We start from the raw sequence: 15,755 nt of genomic DNA on the forward strand, positions 1-15,755 counted from the left end.
ATTCGCCGGTGGCTCCATCACGTTGCTCGTGTCAACGAGCGCGAGGCGCCGGCTAGCTCTGCTGTTTCACGGCCAAAATCGTCACCGAACGGGTCTGGTGGCTCGGCGTCTGGAAATCGATGGTCTGGCCGACCGACAATCCGATCAGCGCGGCGCCGACCGGCGTCAGCACCGAGATGCGTCGCAGCGCGATGTCGGCTTCGTGCGGATACACCAGCACGACCTCTCTGACATCGCCGGTTTCGTCGTCACGGTAGCGCACGCGCGAGCCCATGCGGACCACGTCAGGCAGTTCGGAATCGTCGGCGACGACCCGGGCACGGTCGGTCTCGCGCGCGAGGAACTGGGCCACGCGTGGAAACACCGCCATGCTGGAATCGGCCAGCGCGCTGAGGCGATGCGCTTCGCTCGCAGTGATGACGATCGGCGGTAATGCGGGAGCGGTAAAGTCGTTCTGAATGGTTCGGGTCATGTCGGATGATCTTTGCGGTTGATCGCAGGCGCGATGACGCCGGCGCGCGAATATCTCGTGCGACGCGACGGGCCGAATGATTTTGATGGTGTTATGAATTGACGACGTCGAGAATCCGGACGGCGCGCGATCGCCGGCCGGCTAATTGCCTGCGTGCAGACGTCCGGCGCGCAATCCGAGGCGCGCAATACGGGTGTCGATGCTCAACATGTCGATCATGGCATCATCAACATAGCCGCTCGTGACGACGCATCCATTGCGGCGAAAGCGCGCACGTGCGCGTCGTGGACCGATCCGCCATTGGCCGCGGTCAGGGCTGGCCGATGCCAGTGAGGCCGAGCACCGCGCCGGCGGCGAGCGCGAGCAGCGGATGGATGCGGGTCGTCGTGGTGGCGATCGCGACGCCTGCGGCGATCACGACGGTGCCCCAGCTCGAGACCGATGCGTGGGTGATGACGATGGCGCTGGCGGTGACGAGGCCGGCGGTGACCGGAACCAGCCCGGCCTGCACCGTGCGCCGCCAAGGGCGGTCCTTGAAGCGTTCCCAGAGCCGAAGCGCGAAGCCGGTGACCAGCGACGATGGCCCGAACTTGGCGAGCGAGGTCACCAGCACGCCCGAGAAGCCGGCGACATGCCAGCCGACCAGCGGAACCACCATCATGTTCGGCCCCGGCGCGGCCTGCGCCAGCGCGAACAGCGCGCCGAATTCCTGCGCCGTCATCCAGTGATGGATATCGACCACCTGGCGCTGCATCTCGGGCAGGATGGTGTTGCCGCCGCCGAAGGCGAGCAGCGACAATTGGCTGAAGATCAGCGCGAGCGTGACCAGGGTTCCGCTCATGACGCCTGCCTCGACCTGAGGACAATGCTGAGCGGCGCCAGCGTCAACAGGGTCGGCAGCAGCGGCAGCCGGAACACCGCGATCGCCAGCACGCAGAGCGCGCCGATGAACAGGCCGAGCACATCCCGCCGCAACGGCCAGGCGATCTTGATCGCGGTGGAAATCAGCAGTCCGGCTGCGGCCGCGGCGAGGCCGCCGAACAGATGACGCACGACCGGGTCGTCGGCGAAGCGGCCATAGATCACGCCGAGGCCGATCACGACGGCGGTCGGCACCGCGATCAGGCCGAGGATCGCCGCGAACGCGCCGGGAATGCCGCGAAACTTCAGCCCGACCGCCACCGACATGTTGATGATGTTACCGCCGGGCAGGAACTGGCAGAGCCCGAGCAGGTCGGTGAACTCGGCACTGGAGAGCCAGCCGCGCTTCTCCACCATCATGTGGCGCGCCAGCGGCAGCACGCCGCCGAAGCCGGTCAGTCCGAGGATGAAGAAGCCCGTGAACAACTCGCCGATATCAGGTGCATCATGCTTGGTGGTTTGAGCGGCGGGTATGGCGTCCATCGGCGAGGCGGCTCCGGTTCGCGTTGTTGTTGGGCCGACTCTAGTTGGCCGCGTGCCAAATATCCACTATATGGATAGAGTAATCTTCATATCTATTGCATATGGATCGCTCCGATGATCGAGCTGCGTCATCTCCGCTATGCCGTTGCGGTCGCCGAGGAAGGCCATATCACCCGCGCCGCTGCGCGGCTCGGCATCCAGCAGCCGCCGCTGAGCCAGCAGATCCGCGCGCTGGAAGGTGCAATCGGCGCGCCGCTGTTCCGCCGGCAGCCGCGCGGGGTCGAGCTCACCGCCGCCGGCCGCGCCTTCGTCGACAGGGCGCGCGCGATCCTGCGCGACACCGACCTCGCGGTGGAAGCCGCGCGACGCGCCAGCCGCGGCCAGGAGGGCCAGCTCGCCATCGGCTTCACCTCTTCGGCCGCCTTCCATCCCTTCGTGACAGGCGTGATGCGCGAGATGCGCGAGCGGGCGCCTGCGATCACGCTCTCGCTCGAGGAGGCCTCGACCGGCGAGCTGATCGAGGCCGTCGAGGCCGATCGGCTCGATGCCGCCTTCGTGCGTTCGCCGAGCGAGCGGCTGGACAACCTCACGATCACGCATTTGCTTGACGAGGAGATGCTGGTGGCATTGCCCGACCATCATCCGCGCGCCCGCAAGGACACGCGCCGGCGCATCTCATTGGCCTCGCTTGCCGACGAGCCGCTGATCCTCTACCGCCGCCCGACCGGGCCGGGCCTCTACGACAGCATCATCGCCGCCTGTCGCGCCGCAGGCTTCAGCCCGAAAGTGGCGCAGGAGGCGACGCGGATGGTGTCGACGCTGAGCCTCGTCGCCGCAGGCCTCGGCATTTCGATCGTGCCGGAATCGATGGCGCGGCTGGAGACCGCCGGCGTCTCCTATCTCCGCCTCGACCGCGCCACAGGTCTCGTCGCACCGCTCGCGCTGGCCCGCAAGAAGGGCCCCGCCGGCGGCACGCTCGGCCGCCTGCTCGCCATTGTGACACGGCGGGTGAAGGACCGTGCTGTGGCTTGAGCGGAGCTTGCAGTCCGTCATTGCGAGGAGCGATAGCGACGAAGCAATCCATCTATCGGTATGGGCGGAAGCATGGATTGCTTCGCTTCGCTCGCAATGACCGCGGTAGAGCCGAACGTTCGTCTCAGTCACGATTGCGCCTGTGGCGCCCGCGATGTGCCCACCGTTAGCGCAGGCCCAGCGCATCCGTGCGGATGGCGCGGAATGTGGGGAGTTTGGCGAACGTGCGCATCTTGGCGCGGCTAGGTTGCCTGCATCGAACCCGGCTGCCGCGCGTCGATTGCGACAGCTCCGTTGCATCCGGCGGCGTCGGGTTCAATCACCACAGCGAAAGGCAGTTCCAATGGCACGTTTTCCTGTCCACACGCTCGACTCCGCCCCCGAAGCTTCGAAGTCCACCCTGCGCGAGGTGGAGGCGCGGTTCGGCATGATCCCCAATCTTGCGGCCGCGATGGCGACGTCGCCCGTGCTCGTCCAGAGCTTCCTCGGCATCTTCGACAAGGTGCACGGTGGCAGCTTCTCCGAGCCGCAGATTCAGACCGTGCTGCTCACCGACGCCGTGACCAATGCTGCGCCTGGGCGGTTGCGCTTCATTCCGCGCTCGGCTTGCAGGCCGGCCTCGATCCGGTTGATGTCGACGCGATGCGCGCCGGTCGCTCGCCTGCCAACAAGCAGCTCGGCGCGCTCTCGACATTGGCGCGGACGCTGATCGAGAAGCGCGGCCGGCTCGCCGATCAGGAGATCGAGCGCTTTCTGGCGGAGGGGTTCAGCAAGGAACTGCTGCTTGAAGTGATCACCATCGTGGCGGCATCGACCATCACCAACTACACCGGCAGCGTCACCAATCCCCCGCTGGAGGCGGGATTGCAGGCGCATGCCTGGAATGGCTGAGGCGGCGCTGTGCTCCCTCTCCCCGTTCTTGCGGGGAGAGGGTTGGGGTGAGGGGCTTTCTCCGTGCATGAGGGATAGCCGCGTTTGCGGAGACTCCCTCTCACCCGGAACGCATCTGACGATGCGTTCCGACCTCTCCCCGCACGCGGGGCGAGGTGAACCGCGTCCGTGCTCGGTCCGTCCTAGCCCGCAAATCTGGCGCGGTAGTCTTGCGGCGAGGTCGACAGCAGCCGCAGGAAGCTGCGGCGCATCGTCTCCTCGGAGCCGAAGCCGCAGCGTTGGGCGATGCGCTTGATCGGCAGGCGTGTCTCCGAGAGCAGATGCCGCGCGCCCTCGACCCTCAGCCGCTCGATGGCGCGTGCCGGCGTCAGCCCGGTTGCATCGGCATAGTGCCGGCTGAAGCTGCGCTCGCTCATGCCGGCCTGCTTCGCCAGCGTCGAAAGCGAGAGGTCGTCGGCGAGATGGCCGCTGATCCAGTCATGCAGCGCGCCGAACCTGTCGTCGGTTGTTTGCAGCGACAAGACTTCGCTGAACTGCGCCTGTCCGCCGGGCCGTTTGAGAAACACCACGAGATAGCGGGCGACGGCCAGCGCCGTTGCGCGGCCGAGATCTTCCTCCACCAGCGCCAACGCCAGATCGATTCCGGAGGTGACGCCGGCCGAGGTCCAGAACGATCCGTCGCGCACGAAGATCGGATCGGACTCGACGCGGACGTCGGGAAAGCGCTCGGCGAGCTCTTGCCAGAATCCCCAATGGGTCACGGCGCGCCGGCCGTCGAGAGCACCTGATGCGGCGAGCAGGAACGCGCCGGTGCAGACCGAGGCGGTGCGGCGTGCGTCTCCGGCGCGTTTGCGCACCCAGTCGACCAGCACAGCATCCGCCGTCGCGGCGTTGACGCCATCGCCGCCCGGAATCACCAGCGTGTCGACCGCGCTGCCGATGGTTGGCAATGGATGCACCGCGAGCCCGATTCCCGCTGATGCCTGGACCGTAGGGCCATCCTTCGCGACGACGCGGACGTCATATGGCTCCGCGTTGCCTGCCTTGGCCGACAGCGCGTTGGCGGACGCGAACACCTGCAACGGCCCGGTGACGTCGAGCAACTGCACTGCCGGGTAAGCCAGCACTTCGATCACGCGGCGGTCTTTTGGCGGAGAATGTGGGGGCTTTGGCGCCATCGCCGAAACGTGCCGCGCTAGATTCGCTTTGTCCATAGCGCAACGGAAGTTTGAGGGAAGTTCGATGATCACTCATGATGTACACTTGCGGATCGGATCACTGCTGTTCGAAGGCGTCGATCAAATCGACTTGACCGGGCCGTTCGAGGTGCTGTCGCGGATTCCGAATTCGACCTACCGCATCTACGGCAAGACGATGGAGCCGGTGCGCGATATCAAGGGATTGCGGCTGACGCCGGACGCCACGCTGGCCGAAGCGCCGCCGCTCGATGTGCTGCACGTACCCGGTGGCTTCGGTCAGCAGGCCCTGATGGAGGACACGGAAGTGCTCGGCTGGATCAGCCGGCAGGCGGCGGGGGCATCCCGCATCTTTTCGGTTTGCACGGGTGCGCTGATCTGCGGAGCGGCAGGCCTTCTGAAGGGGCGCAGGGCGACGACGCATTGGGCGTCGATTCATCTGCTGCCGTTCTTCGGCGCGATCCCCGTGAACGAACGCGTGGTGGTGGACGGAAGCTTTGTCTTTGCCGCCGGAGTCACGGCAGGCATCGATGGCGCATTGCGGCTCGCGGCTGAATTGCGCGGCGACGATGCCGCGCGCGCGATCCAGCTCTATATGGTGTATGCGCCGGAGCCGCCGTTCGACAGCGGGACGCCGGAGACCGCGCCACCCGAGATCCTGCAGCAGTCGCGCCAGGCCGTGCGCGCGATCACGGCGCAGCGGGAAGAGACCGCGCGCCGCATCGCTGCCAGGCTGGGCGTCGTCGTGCAGGCGGGCTGAGCGGGGACTAATTCCCCGGCTCGAAGCTGCAATCGGCGCCGCCGCCGGCCTTGTCCTTGATCGCTGCCGGATCGAGCGTGCAGGACAGTTTCGACAGCGACTCGTAGATCGTGCCGGCGGCGCCGTCGGGCGGCACGCCGGCTAGCGCCACGGTGGCGAAGATCGCGTTGGCCTCGCTGCCCTTCACGGTGCCGGTCTTGCCGCCGAAGCTCAGCTCGCAGGAGCGCGAGGTGATGGCGACATTGCTGGCGCGGCAGACCACCTTGTCGGCGGTGATGGTGATCTTGTTGGCATGGGGGACGTTGCTGTCGCCAGCGAAGAACGCGGCGACCGCCTTCTTCTCCTTGGCCGGCAGCGCCGAGTGGGGCGCCACGACGCCGGCGAGCGCCAGCGCAACCGAGCCGGAGGTGGTTGCGGGCGCGGCCCATGCGGCTGACGAGGCCAGCGACAATGAACATGCGAGGATCGTCAGTCGGCCCAGTCTCATTCCCATCTCCTGCCCATCTTCTGAAACGCTCTTTTCGCGACGCGGAATCGCTAGCACGTCTGGTGGCCTCAATGGGTGACGCCCTTCACATGCCGTCCTGCAACTTCGCGTGAGGCCGGATGCGCGCATAGGGCAGGGCGGCCCCGCGTGGATCCGCTTGCGCGATCGCGCCATCGGCGGCACAGTTCGATCTGCGGCAGCGATGCCGCCAACAATGACGATAAGAACATCGATTCGAGGAACGCCATGGCGGCCACGCGCATCGACTGCGACATCCATCCCGCGGTGGGGGGAACGCGCACCACGCTGCTGCCTTATCTCAGCGATCACTGGAAGGAGCAGGTCGTCAGCCGCGCCATCGACGGGCTCGACCTCAACTCATATCCGCCGTCGATGCCGCTGTCCGGCCGTGCCGACTGGCGGCCGGCCGACGGCCGCAAGCCGGGCAGCGATCTCGCTATGGTGCAGCGCGGCGCTTTCGACCAGCTTGGCGCCAGCCACGCCATCTGCAATGTCGTCTACGGCGCGCAGGCGGTGTTCGATCCCTACATGGCGGCGGACTTCTGCAAGGCGATCAACGACTGGATCGCGGCCGAGTGGCTCGCCAGGGACACGCGGCTGCGCGCCTCGATCGTGGTGCCGATCCAGGCGCCAGATCTCGCAGTCGAGGAGATCGAGCGCCGCGCCGGCGACAACCGTTTCGTCTCCGTGCTGGTGCCGTCGCAAAACGAGACGCTGCTCGGGCGGCGGCACTATTGGCCGATCTATCAGGCCGCCGAAAAATACAGACTGCCGATCGCGATCCACGCCGGCAGCGCCTATCGCGGCGCGCCGAGCTCGATCGGCTGGCCGTCCTATCGCTACGAATATTATCTCGCCGAAGCGCAGGCGTTCCAGGCGCAGACGCTGAGCCTGATCTATGAGGGCGTGTTCGGGAAGTATCCGGGATTGACGGTCGTGCTGATGGAATCGGGCGTCAGCTGGCTGCCCGCCTTCATGTGGCGCGCCAACAAGACCTGGCGCGGTGTGCGGGTCGAGGTGCCGTGGGTGGAACGCGAACCGGCCGCGATCATCCGCGACCATTTCCGCGTCACCATGCAGCCGTTCGACGCGCCGATGGATGCAACAAGCGTAGCCGATATTATCGACCAGATCGGCTCCGACAAGATGTTCCTGTTCGCGTCCGACTATCCGCACTGGCAGTTCGACGGCGACGATCCGGTCCCACCGCATCTGCCTGACAGTCTCGTCAGGCGGATGTGTGAGGACAACCCGCTCGAAACGTTCCCGCGTCTGAAGCTCGACGCCTGACTTGGAGGAGGCTCGCATGAGTGACGTCATCGACCGCCCGATGCTTGATGAGGAGAAAACCGCGGCGACGCGGCTGAAGATCATCGATTGCGACATCCATCCGAGCATCCATGCGCACAGCGATCTCAACGAGTTCCTGCCGAAGCGCTGGCAGCAGCATCTGAAGGAATATGGCAGCCACCTGCGCACGCCCTATATCGGCACCACGCCGTATCCGCGCTCCTCGCCGCTGATCGCGCGCCGCGACGCATGGCCGCCGACCGGCGGCGTGCCGGGCTCCGATCTTGATTTCATGCGCAAGCAGCATCTCGATCCGTTCGACGTCGAGTTCGGCATCCTGCAGGTGCTCGACCTTTTCATCTTCTCGCAGCAGAATCTGGAATTCGGCGCCGCGATCCAGCGCGCCATCAATGACTGGCAGCTTGCGTTCTGGGCGCATCGCGATCCCAGGCTGAAGGCCTCGATCCTGGTCGGGCAGGACGGCTCTGACCTCGGCCTCGCCGAGATCGAGCGCTGCGCCAAGACGGGCGAATACATCCAGATCAACGTCTCGCCGCGCGCCAACGAGCCGCTCGGCCGCCGCCGCTACTGGCCGATCTATGAGCGCGCGCAGGAGCTCGACCTGCCGCTCGGCATCCATGTCGGCGGCTATGGCGGGCACGCGCCGACCGGCGGCGGCTGGCCATCCTATTATTGCGAGGAGCATCAGTCGAACGCGCACACGGTGGCCTCGAACCTCACGAGCCTGGTGCTGGAAGGTGTTCCCGAGCGTTTCCCGAAACTGAAGATCGTGTTCATCGAGGGCGGCTTCGGCTGGATCCCCGCGACGATGTGGCGGATGGATCAGCATTTCGAGCGCTTCCGCAGCGAGGTGCCGCATCTCAAGCGCAAGCCGAGCGAATATGTGAAATCGCATTTCTGGTTCACGACCCAGCCGATCGACGAGCCCGATGAAGCCAAGCATCTGCGTCAGCTGATCGAGTGGGTCGGCATCGACCGGCTGCTGTTCTCGTCGGACTATCCGCACTGGGACTATGACGACGCGCGCTACGCCTTCAAGACGCCGCTGACGGAGGCCGAGCGGCGCAAGATCTTCAACAGCAACGCCCGCGCGGTTTACAAGTTCTAGGATTGAGATGGTTCAATTTCGAATCGAGCCGCAGGCTCCGCTTCACCTCGCCCCGCCTGCGGGGAGAGGTCGGAATGCATCGTCAGATGCATTCCGGGTGAGGGGGAGTCTCCGCGAGCGCCGCTATCTCCGTTCATGCGGAGAGAGCCCCTCACCCCAACCCTCTCCCCGCAAGAACGGGGCGAGGGAGCGCACCGCCGTCGCTGTCGCGATTCGCGCTTCTCACCCTGGTCTAGGACTCAGATGACTCGTCACATCGTCGCGCGCACCAGCGAGATTCCCGCCGGCGGCAACAAGGTGTTCGGCCTCGAGGGCCGCGACATCGTCGTGTTCCACGTCAATGGCGAGTTCTTCGCGCTGCTCAATCGCTGCCCGCATGAGGGCGCGCCGCTGGAGAAGGCGGCCTGCGTCGCGCGCCTGACCTCGCCAGAGCCCGGTATTTATCAGCGCGACCGCGTCGGCGAGATGCTGCGCTGTCCGTGGCACGGCTGGGAATTCGACATCCGCAACGGCCAGTCCTGGTTCGATCCGACGCGGTTCAGGATCCGCTCCTATCCGGTCGCGGTCGAAAGTGGTGCGGAATTGCAGAAGGGGCCGTATGTCGCCGAGACCTTTCCGGTGCACATCGAGGACAATTACGTGATCGTCGAGGTCTGAGGGGCAATCGCTGTTGTTGCAACATATGCAATAATGAAGTTACAATAACGGCGATTATAATAATAGATGCAATGCGCCATCTTGAGTTCGCGGTCGGGATAACCCCGTCCACGAGATCAGGAACGGCACCATGAAGCTCTATCACTTTGCCCTGTCCGGCCACGCGCATCGCGCACGCCTGTTCATATCGCTACTGGGAATCCCGCACGAGCTGGTCGATGTCGACCTCAGGTCCGCCGCGCAGAAGACGCCGGAATTCCTCGCACTCAACCCGTTCGGCCAGGTGCCGGTGCTCGACGATGACGGCATCATCATTGCCGATTCCAACGCGATCCTGGTCTATCTCGCGACCAAGCTCGGCCGCACCGACTGGTTGCCGCAGGATGCAAAGGGGGCTGCGGCCGTGCAGCGCTGGTTGTCGGTTGCCGCCGGTGATCTCGCGTTCGGTCCCGCCGCCGCGCGGCTCATCACCGTGTTTGGCGCGAAGTTCAATCCGGACGACGTGATCGCCCGCGCGCATGTGTTGCTGAAGCGGCTCGAAGCCCATCTTGCCGATCGCGACTGGCTGGTCGGCACGCAGCCGACGATCGCCGATGTCGCGCTCTACAGCTATCTCTCGAGCGCGCCTGAAGGCAACGTCGATCTCTCCGGCTATGTCAGCGTCAACGCGTTCCTGCGCCGGATCGAGGCATTGCCGGGTTTCGTGCCCTTCGCCAAGACATCAGTCGGTCTGGCGACTGCTGCGTGATGTGCCGATCGGGCGTGCCCGCGGGCACGCCCGTCCAACCCCCGCAAGGGAGGGCGATGCGATGAGCGACAGGCGAACCAAGAACAAGCTCGCGGCCTGGCATGCCGGCGAAAAGGCGATCCAGCAGAGGGTCGGCGTTGCCGAGAAGATGGAGGCCGTCGGCCAGCGCACGGTGCGGGATTTCATGCCCGACCAGCATCGCGATTTCTTCGCGCAGATTCCCTTTATCGTGGTCGGCAGCGTGGACCGACGCGGCGACGCATGGGCCTCGCTGCTGGCCGGCCGGCCCGGCTTCATCTCATCGCCGACACCGCGCAGCCTCGCGATCGATGCGCGGCCTGACCCCACCGATCCCGTTAGTGAAGGTATGCGCGAAGCCGACGCGATCGCACTGTTGGGAATCGAACTACACACAAGGCGCCGCAACCGTGCCAACGGGCTGCTGCGTGCATCGTTGGGCAAGGCGCTCAGCTTCGAGCTCGATCAGAGCTTTGGCAACTGTCCGCAATACATCCAGCTGCGCGATTTCGCCTTCGTGCGCGAGCCGGGCGAGCCGTTCACGGGAGCGATCGAGGAGAACGCGACGCTCGATCAGGCCGCGCGCGACACGATCGCGGCGGCGGATACGTTCTTCGTGGCGTCCTATGCCGAGCGCGAGGACCGCCGCCAGGTCGACGTCTCGCATCGCGGCGGCAGAGCGGGATTTGTGCGCGTCGCCGCCGACGGCACGCTGACGATCCCGGATTTCGCCGGCAATCTGTTCTTCAACACGCTCGGCAACATCCTGGTCAACGGCAAGGCCGGGCTCGTGTTCGTCGATTTCGAGAGCGGCGACATGCTGCAGCTGACTGGTGATGCCGAGGTGATCCTGGACTCGCCGGAGATCGCCGCGTTCCAGGGCGCCGAACGGCTCTGGAGTTTTCGTGCCCGTCGCATGGTGCGCCGGCGCGGCGCGCTGCCGCTGCGCTGGGCGCTCCGAGCCGAGGGCTGCTCGCCCAATGCACTGATGACCGGCGACTGGATGCAGGCCGCCGATCGGATTCGCGCGGCCGAACTTGCGAGGCAGTGGCGTCCGTTCAAGGTTACAGAAATCGTCGACGAGAGCCGGTCGATCCGTTCGTTTCATCTACAGCCGGACGACGGGGCCGGACGGCTTCCGCACCGGGCGGGACAGCATCTGCCGATCCGCTTGTCGATCCCGGGCGCGGACAAGCCTGTCATCCGCACCTATACGCTGTCGGTCGCGCCGTCGGACGGCATGTACCGCATCAGCGTCAAGCGCGACGGCGTGGTGTCGCAGCATCTGCATGACAATATCCGTGTCGGCGACATCATCGAGGCGCGCGCGCCGGGCGGCGGCTTCACGATCGATGCCCGCGAGAAGCGGCCCGCCGTGCTGCTCGCCGGCGGCGTCGGCATCACGCCGATGCTCGCGATGCTGCGTCACGTGGTTTATGAAGGGCTGCGCACCCGCGGCATCCGGCCGACATTCCTGTTCCAGGCCGGGCATGCCAAGCAGGATCGCGCCTTCGGCGACGAGTTGCAGCAACTCGCCGACGCCGCCGGTGGCGCGGTGCGGATCACCCGCGTGCTCAGCGACGTTGACGGCGCCGAGCAGGGCACCGACTACGACGCCGCAGGGCGGATCGATATGGCGCTGCTGTCGCGCGTCCTGCCGTTCAACGATTACGACTTCTATCTGTGCGGGCCGCCGCAATTCACCCAATCGCTCTATGACGCGCTGCGTAGCTACAACATCGCCGACGGCAGGATTCACGCCGAAGCTTTCGGCCCTTCGTCGCTGGTGAGGAAGCTTGACGTCGTCAAAGCGGCGCCGCCACACCGGCCGCCCGCGACCACGCCGGTCCCCGTCGCCTTCACCGCATCAATGAAGGAAGCGCGCTGGACGCCGGAATCCGGGACGCTGCTGGAGCTCGCGGAAGCACGCGGCCTCAGCCCCGCCTTCAGTTGCCGGGAAGGCAATTGCGGAAGCTGCCGAACCAGATTGCAGGCCGGCGCGGTGACCTATCTGAAGGAGCCGACCGCCGAGGTGGCCGATGATGAGGTGCTGATCTGCTGCGCCGTGCCGGCGAAGCCGGAAGGCGATGGCGAGAATCGGGTCCAGCTCGATCTTTGATCAGCCGTATTCAGCTTGCGCAGCGTTACGCGGCTGGTCAGCCCATGCTGCCCGGCATGAAGCAGCGCGGCTTTGGGTGACCGTTCAGGTAATACGGCCAGACCATGGTGTGGCCGGCACGATTAGGTCCGGTGACGACGGCCTCATCGGGAACGTCGATCCACTCACCTTCGAGGCGCACACGGTAGTGGCCGTCCTTGGTGTCCCAATCTGCGTCGTCGACGCGTGTCGCGTCGCTGCCGTCGCAGCAGGGCCCTTTTCCGCTGTGCAGGCTCTCATACCAGCCGTTCAACTCGGGTTGGTCGTGATCATGGGCCCGGGCCGGGCCGATCGCCGGAATCGACAGCAGGGCGGCGAGAGCAAAGAACGTCGCATGCCGAAACGATTTGTTCATCTGGTTTCCAATCCCGGAAGCCCATGTCAGCCAATCCGGAAGTGGTCATTGACTTCAGTTCATCAATAAGATGATTATTATCATATAATCACATTCATGAGAGGACGCGGAGCCCGGTCGGAAGGCCAAGCTCAGGCAAGCAGGCCCATGACCTGGTCGATCACGGCCTTCACCTGCTTCGAATCCGGCCTTTGGTGCGCAAGCGCGAGCAGCCCCGCATGCACCACCATGATCGTGTGTGCGGTGATGTCCGGGTCAAATCCCTTCCTGAACTCGGCACGATCGGCTCGCAGGCGCGCGCGCAGCAGCTCTTCGAGGCGCCGGTTATAGCGCTCGATGCTCCTGCGGACCTCGGCCTGGTCGAGCGAGCCGTCGGTCGCGGAATTGATCGACAGGCAGCCGTGCTGTCCCTTCTCGCCCGAGCAATACGGGATGAAACCGGTGAGCCACTGCCTGATCGTCTCGCGGGCCGGCCCCGGCTGCGCCAGGGTCCGCTCGGCCCAGCCCAGAATGCCATCGTGATAGCGGTCCAGCACTTTCAGGAACAGCGCGTTCTTGTCGCCGAAAGCCGCGTACAGGCTGGGCTTCGCGATACCGCTCGCCGCCGTGATCTCGTCGAGCGAAGTCGCCTGAAAACCCTTCCGCCAGAACACCTGACGGGCGATCTCCAGAACGTCGTCCGGATCGAAGCTGCGCGGTCTTGCCATGCTGGTGTTTTATGTACTCCTGCGTCGGATGTGAAGCCTTCACCTTGCTGTGAAGTCGTTCCGGACCATTGACGCAAGCTGTATTCTGTACTTACAAGTACATAATGAAATCGGGAGATGATGCCATGAAGGCGGTTCAGGTTGTCGCATTCGGACGTCCGGCGGTGAAGCTGAACGAGGTGCCCGACACGGGCAGCCCCGGGCCTAACGAGGTGGTGGTCGCGGTCGAGGCCGCACCGATCAACAACTCGGACTTCATGATCATGGCCGGACGCTACGGCTATCTGCCAACGCCGCCGGCGACGCTCGGAATCGAGGGCGTCGGACGGGTGATCGCCGCGGGATCGCAGGTGACGAATCTGAAGGTGGGTGACCGCACCTTGATTCCGTTCACGGTCCCGACCTGGACCGAACGCGTCAGGTTCACGGCATCATGGCAGCGGCCGCTGCCCGAAGTTGCCGATATCAAGCAGTTGTCCATGATCGGGGTCAACCCGGCCACGGCCTATCTGTTGCTGACCGATTTCGTGAAGGTGCCGCGCGGCGGCTGGGTGATCCAGAACGGCGCCAATTCCGCGACCGCGCGGGCGGTGATCGCCGTTGCGAAGTCGCTGGGGTTGAAGACGGTCAACGTGGTCCGGCGCGAGGATGTCGTTGACGAGGTCAAGTCGGCCGGCGGCGATATCGTTTTGGTGGATGGGCCCGATCTCGCCAAACGCGTCGCCAAGGAGACCGGCGGATCGCCGATCCTGTTGGCGCTGGACGTTGTCGGCGGCGCCTCGACGCTGAACTTGATGAACTGCCTGGCGGCCAAAGCCGTGCTCGTCATCTACAGTGCGATGAGCGGCCAGCCGTTCTCCGGCTCGGCCTTGAGTGTGATCTTCAACGAGGTGTCGGTGCGCGGCTTCTGGCTCGGCCATTGGGGCAAGACCGCGACCGGTGAAACGTTGGCGACAATGTACGACCATCTCGTGCCGATGGTTGCCTCCGGCGCAATCAGCGCGCCGGTCGTCGGGACCTACCGCCTGGAAGATTTTTCGCAGGCGATCGCGCAGGCGTCGGCGTTCAAGGGCAAGGTCATCTTCACGCCGAACCAGGCCTGATCGGGAATTCGCGCGCCTTGCCGAGGCGCGCGCCGGTTCTGTGTCCCGAGCCGGAGGGGCGTGTTGCTCAAGCGTGCTCCCCGGCCCGCTGCGGCAGGATGAAGACCAGGGCGGCGATCGCAACGGCAAGCGCGACCGATGCCGTGTAGCGGCTGAGAGCAAGGCCGCCGTGATCGAGCGGCTTGTCGAGGAAATCGCCGACGGTGGCGCCGAGCGGCCTGGTCAGGACGAAGGCAATCCAGAACAGCACCGTGTGCGACACCCGGGTCCAGAGATAGGCGGCAGCAACGATGGCGATGCCGGCGGCGAACACGATGGCGCCGCCGCCATAGCCGAGGCCGGTGGAGTCGGCCATCCAGTCGCCGAGCGCGGTGCCAAGCGTCTGCGAGAACAGGATCGTGACCCAGTAGAAGGTCTCCGCCGCCTTGTTGTCGATCGATGCGATCGAGACCGTTCCCATGGTGCGATGCCATGCGGCGAGCGACGCAACCAGCAGTCCGGCGAGCAGCGATGAGCCGCCGAGATATCCGATTCCGAGCGAGCGGTCGACGAAATCGGCAAAGGTCGTGCCGACGGTCGTGGTCGCGATGATCACAGTCCAGTAGAGCAGCGGATGAAAGCGCCTCGCCGCCATCTGTGCCGCAACGGCAATTGCGAAGATGACGGCGAAGATCGCGGTGCCGACGAGATAGCCGAGATTCATCGACATCGTGACGGCGTCGCCGCCGGTCTCGCCCAGCGTCGTGGCCAGGATCTTGATGACCCAGAAGCCGAGCGTAACGGCGGGAACCTTGCCCGCGCGGTCATCGGTGGCATCGACGTGCAGCATTTGCATGAGGTTCGTCACTCCAGGAGGCGTCGCCGGCGGACGATGCCGCCGGCGGGTGGTCGGACGATGGACGGGGAGATCAGGCCTTCATCTGGTCCATGATCGACAACAACTCGGTGAGTGCCTTCTTGCATTTGGCGGCATCCGGATTGGTCTCACGCACGGCCTCGAGCGCACGATCGATTGCCTTGTCGACCGTGTGCCAGTCCGCAGCGGCGCGCGGCTTCAAGCCGGCTTCCGCTTCGTCCCATCTGGTCTCGAGATCCTTGATCCGCGTCTTGGCGCCGGCGAGGTCACCCTTGTCGACCATTTCAGCGACGTCGGCGGCGATGCTGCGAAATGGCGTCAGGTCGCCGAGCCTGGAGGCGGCTGCGTGCGCGCGCGGCAGTAGCAGCAGGCGTCCGCTGGCATCGGGGAGCGGTTGGACAACAGCGAACGCAAGAAGCGCTGTCGCAAGTCCGAGTGTCGTCTTGTTCATCGTGGTTCTCCTCTTGTGGG

19 protein-coding genes are annotated in these 15,755 nt (G+C 65.4%); 10 read left to right on the plus strand and 9 right to left on the minus strand.

The window, feature by feature from the left end:
* Nucleotides 1–52: 52 nt before the first annotated feature.
* The 3 genes from rnk to H8A95_RS14190 all read right to left on the minus strand — a co-directional run bounded on the left by rnk (nt 53) and on the right by H8A95_RS14190 (nt 1,876).
* Nucleotides 53–472, minus strand: a complete 420-nt coding sequence (gene rnk / locus H8A95_RS14180; protein ID WP_163163197.1) for a nucleoside diphosphate kinase regulator — start codon at nt 470–472, stop codon at nt 53–55.
* A gap of 310 nt (nt 473–782) precedes the next feature.
* Nucleotides 783–1,313: a chromate transporter gene (locus H8A95_RS14185; RefSeq protein ID WP_163163199.1), complete on the minus strand. Its 531-nt coding sequence runs from the start codon at nt 1,311–1,313 to the stop codon at nt 783–785.
* On the minus strand, nt 1,310–1,876 hold the full coding sequence (locus H8A95_RS14190) for a chromate transporter (protein WP_229183695.1): 567 nt from the start codon (nt 1,874–1,876) through the stop codon (nt 1,310–1,312). The genes H8A95_RS14185 and H8A95_RS14190 overlap by 4 nt, the downstream gene beginning before the upstream one ends.
* A 117-nt stretch (nt 1,877–1,993) precedes the next feature.
* Here H8A95_RS14190 and H8A95_RS14195 point away from each other — a divergent pair, with 117 nt between their 5' ends.
* From H8A95_RS14195 to H8A95_RS14205, 3 genes are all read left to right on the plus strand, one after another.
* Complete coding sequence (locus H8A95_RS14195) at nt 1,994–2,908, plus strand: LysR family transcriptional regulator (RefSeq protein ID WP_420839387.1); 915 nt, start codon at nt 1,994–1,996, stop codon at nt 2,906–2,908.
* Nucleotides 2,909–3,251: 343 nt separating this feature from the next.
* Nucleotides 3,252–3,617: a hypothetical protein gene (locus tag H8A95_RS14200; protein ID WP_229183697.1), complete on the plus strand. Its 366-nt coding sequence runs from the start codon at nt 3,252–3,254 to the stop codon at nt 3,615–3,617.
* Nucleotides 3,602–3,799: a carboxymuconolactone decarboxylase family protein gene (locus tag H8A95_RS14205; protein ID WP_229183698.1), complete on the plus strand. Its 198-nt coding sequence runs from the start codon at nt 3,602–3,604 to the stop codon at nt 3,797–3,799. The genes H8A95_RS14200 and H8A95_RS14205 overlap by 16 nt, the downstream gene beginning before the upstream one ends.
* 182 nt (nt 3,800–3,981) lie before the next feature.
* On the opposite strand, the gene H8A95_RS14210 is transcribed toward H8A95_RS14205, so the two are convergent.
* Nucleotides 3,982–4,932: a GlxA family transcriptional regulator gene (locus H8A95_RS14210; RefSeq protein ID WP_420831362.1), complete on the minus strand. Its 951-nt coding sequence runs from the start codon at nt 4,930–4,932 to the stop codon at nt 3,982–3,984.
* Between the two features lie 109 nt (nt 4,933–5,041).
* Between H8A95_RS14210 and H8A95_RS14215 the strand changes: the two genes are divergently transcribed.
* A complete protein-coding gene (locus H8A95_RS14215) occupies nt 5,042–5,755 on the plus strand; it encodes a DJ-1/PfpI family protein (RefSeq protein WP_229183700.1) in 714 nt (237 codons plus the stop codon).
* 7 nt (nt 5,756–5,762) lie between these two features.
* On the opposite strand, the gene H8A95_RS14220 is transcribed toward H8A95_RS14215, so the two are convergent.
* A complete protein-coding gene (locus H8A95_RS14220; RefSeq protein WP_229183701.1) occupies nt 5,763–6,242 on the minus strand; it encodes a hypothetical protein in 480 nt (159 codons plus the stop codon).
* Between the two features lie 246 nt (nt 6,243–6,488).
* On the opposite strand from H8A95_RS14220, the gene H8A95_RS14225 reads away from it, so the two are divergent.
* The 5 genes from H8A95_RS14225 to H8A95_RS14245 all read left to right on the plus strand — a co-directional run bounded on the left by H8A95_RS14225 (nt 6,489) and on the right by H8A95_RS14245 (nt 12,224).
* On the plus strand, nt 6,489–7,553 hold the full coding sequence (locus tag H8A95_RS14225) for an amidohydrolase family protein (protein WP_229183702.1): 1,065 nt from the start codon (nt 6,489–6,491) through the stop codon (nt 7,551–7,553).
* Between the two features lie 16 nt (nt 7,554–7,569).
* Nucleotides 7,570–8,682: an amidohydrolase family protein gene (locus tag H8A95_RS14230; RefSeq protein WP_229183703.1), complete on the plus strand. Its 1,113-nt coding sequence runs from the start codon at nt 7,570–7,572 to the stop codon at nt 8,680–8,682.
* Nucleotides 8,683–8,925: 243 nt separating this feature from the next.
* Nucleotides 8,926–9,339 carry a Rieske (2Fe-2S) protein gene (locus H8A95_RS14235; RefSeq protein ID WP_229183704.1) on the plus strand — a complete coding sequence of 138 codons (414 nt, stop codon included), beginning with the start codon at nt 8,926–8,928 and terminating at the stop codon, nt 9,337–9,339.
* Nucleotides 9,340–9,469: 130 nt separating this feature from the next.
* Nucleotides 9,470–10,087, plus strand: coding sequence for a glutathione S-transferase family protein (locus H8A95_RS14240; protein WP_229183705.1), 618 nt, complete (start codon nt 9,470–9,472; stop codon nt 10,085–10,087).
* A 61-nt stretch (nt 10,088–10,148) separates the two neighbouring features.
* Entirely contained in the window at nt 10,149–12,224 is a 2,076-nt protein-coding gene (locus tag H8A95_RS14245) for an FAD-binding oxidoreductase (RefSeq protein WP_229183706.1), read from the plus strand.
* A 37-nt stretch (nt 12,225–12,261) separates the two neighbouring features.
* On the opposite strand, the gene H8A95_RS14250 is transcribed toward H8A95_RS14245, so the two are convergent.
* Both H8A95_RS14250 and H8A95_RS14255 read right to left on the minus strand, forming a co-directional pair.
* The gene (locus H8A95_RS14250; RefSeq protein ID WP_229183707.1) at nt 12,262–12,618 is read right to left on the minus strand and encodes a hypothetical protein; all 357 of its coding nucleotides are present in this window, start codon (nt 12,616–12,618) and stop codon (nt 12,262–12,264) included.
* A 131-nt stretch (nt 12,619–12,749) separates the two neighbouring features.
* The gene (locus tag H8A95_RS14255; protein WP_229183708.1) at nt 12,750–13,325 is read right to left on the minus strand and encodes a TetR/AcrR family transcriptional regulator; all 576 of its coding nucleotides are present in this window, start codon (nt 13,323–13,325) and stop codon (nt 12,750–12,752) included.
* Nucleotides 13,326–13,450: 125 nt separating this feature from the next.
* Here H8A95_RS14255 and H8A95_RS14260 point away from each other — a divergent pair, with 125 nt between their 5' ends.
* Complete coding sequence (locus H8A95_RS14260) at nt 13,451–14,428, plus strand: zinc-dependent alcohol dehydrogenase family protein (protein WP_229183709.1); 978 nt, start codon at nt 13,451–13,453, stop codon at nt 14,426–14,428.
* 67 nt (nt 14,429–14,495) lie between these two features.
* On the opposite strand, the gene H8A95_RS14265 is transcribed toward H8A95_RS14260, so the two are convergent.
* Together H8A95_RS14265 and H8A95_RS14270 are read right to left on the minus strand one after the other, a co-directional pair.
* The gene (locus tag H8A95_RS14265; protein ID WP_229183710.1) at nt 14,496–15,263 is read right to left on the minus strand and encodes a COG4705 family protein; all 768 of its coding nucleotides are present in this window, start codon (nt 15,261–15,263) and stop codon (nt 14,496–14,498) included.
* 73 nt (nt 15,264–15,336) lie between these two features.
* Nucleotides 15,337–15,735, minus strand: coding sequence for a hypothetical protein (locus H8A95_RS14270; protein ID WP_229183711.1), 399 nt, complete (start codon nt 15,733–15,735; stop codon nt 15,337–15,339).
* Nucleotides 15,736–15,755: the final 20 nt, after the last annotated feature.

The sequence above is a fragment of the Bradyrhizobium oropedii genome (genome assembly GCF_020889685.1).
Classification (GTDB): domain Bacteria; phylum Pseudomonadota; class Alphaproteobacteria; order Rhizobiales; family Xanthobacteraceae; genus Bradyrhizobium; species Bradyrhizobium oropedii.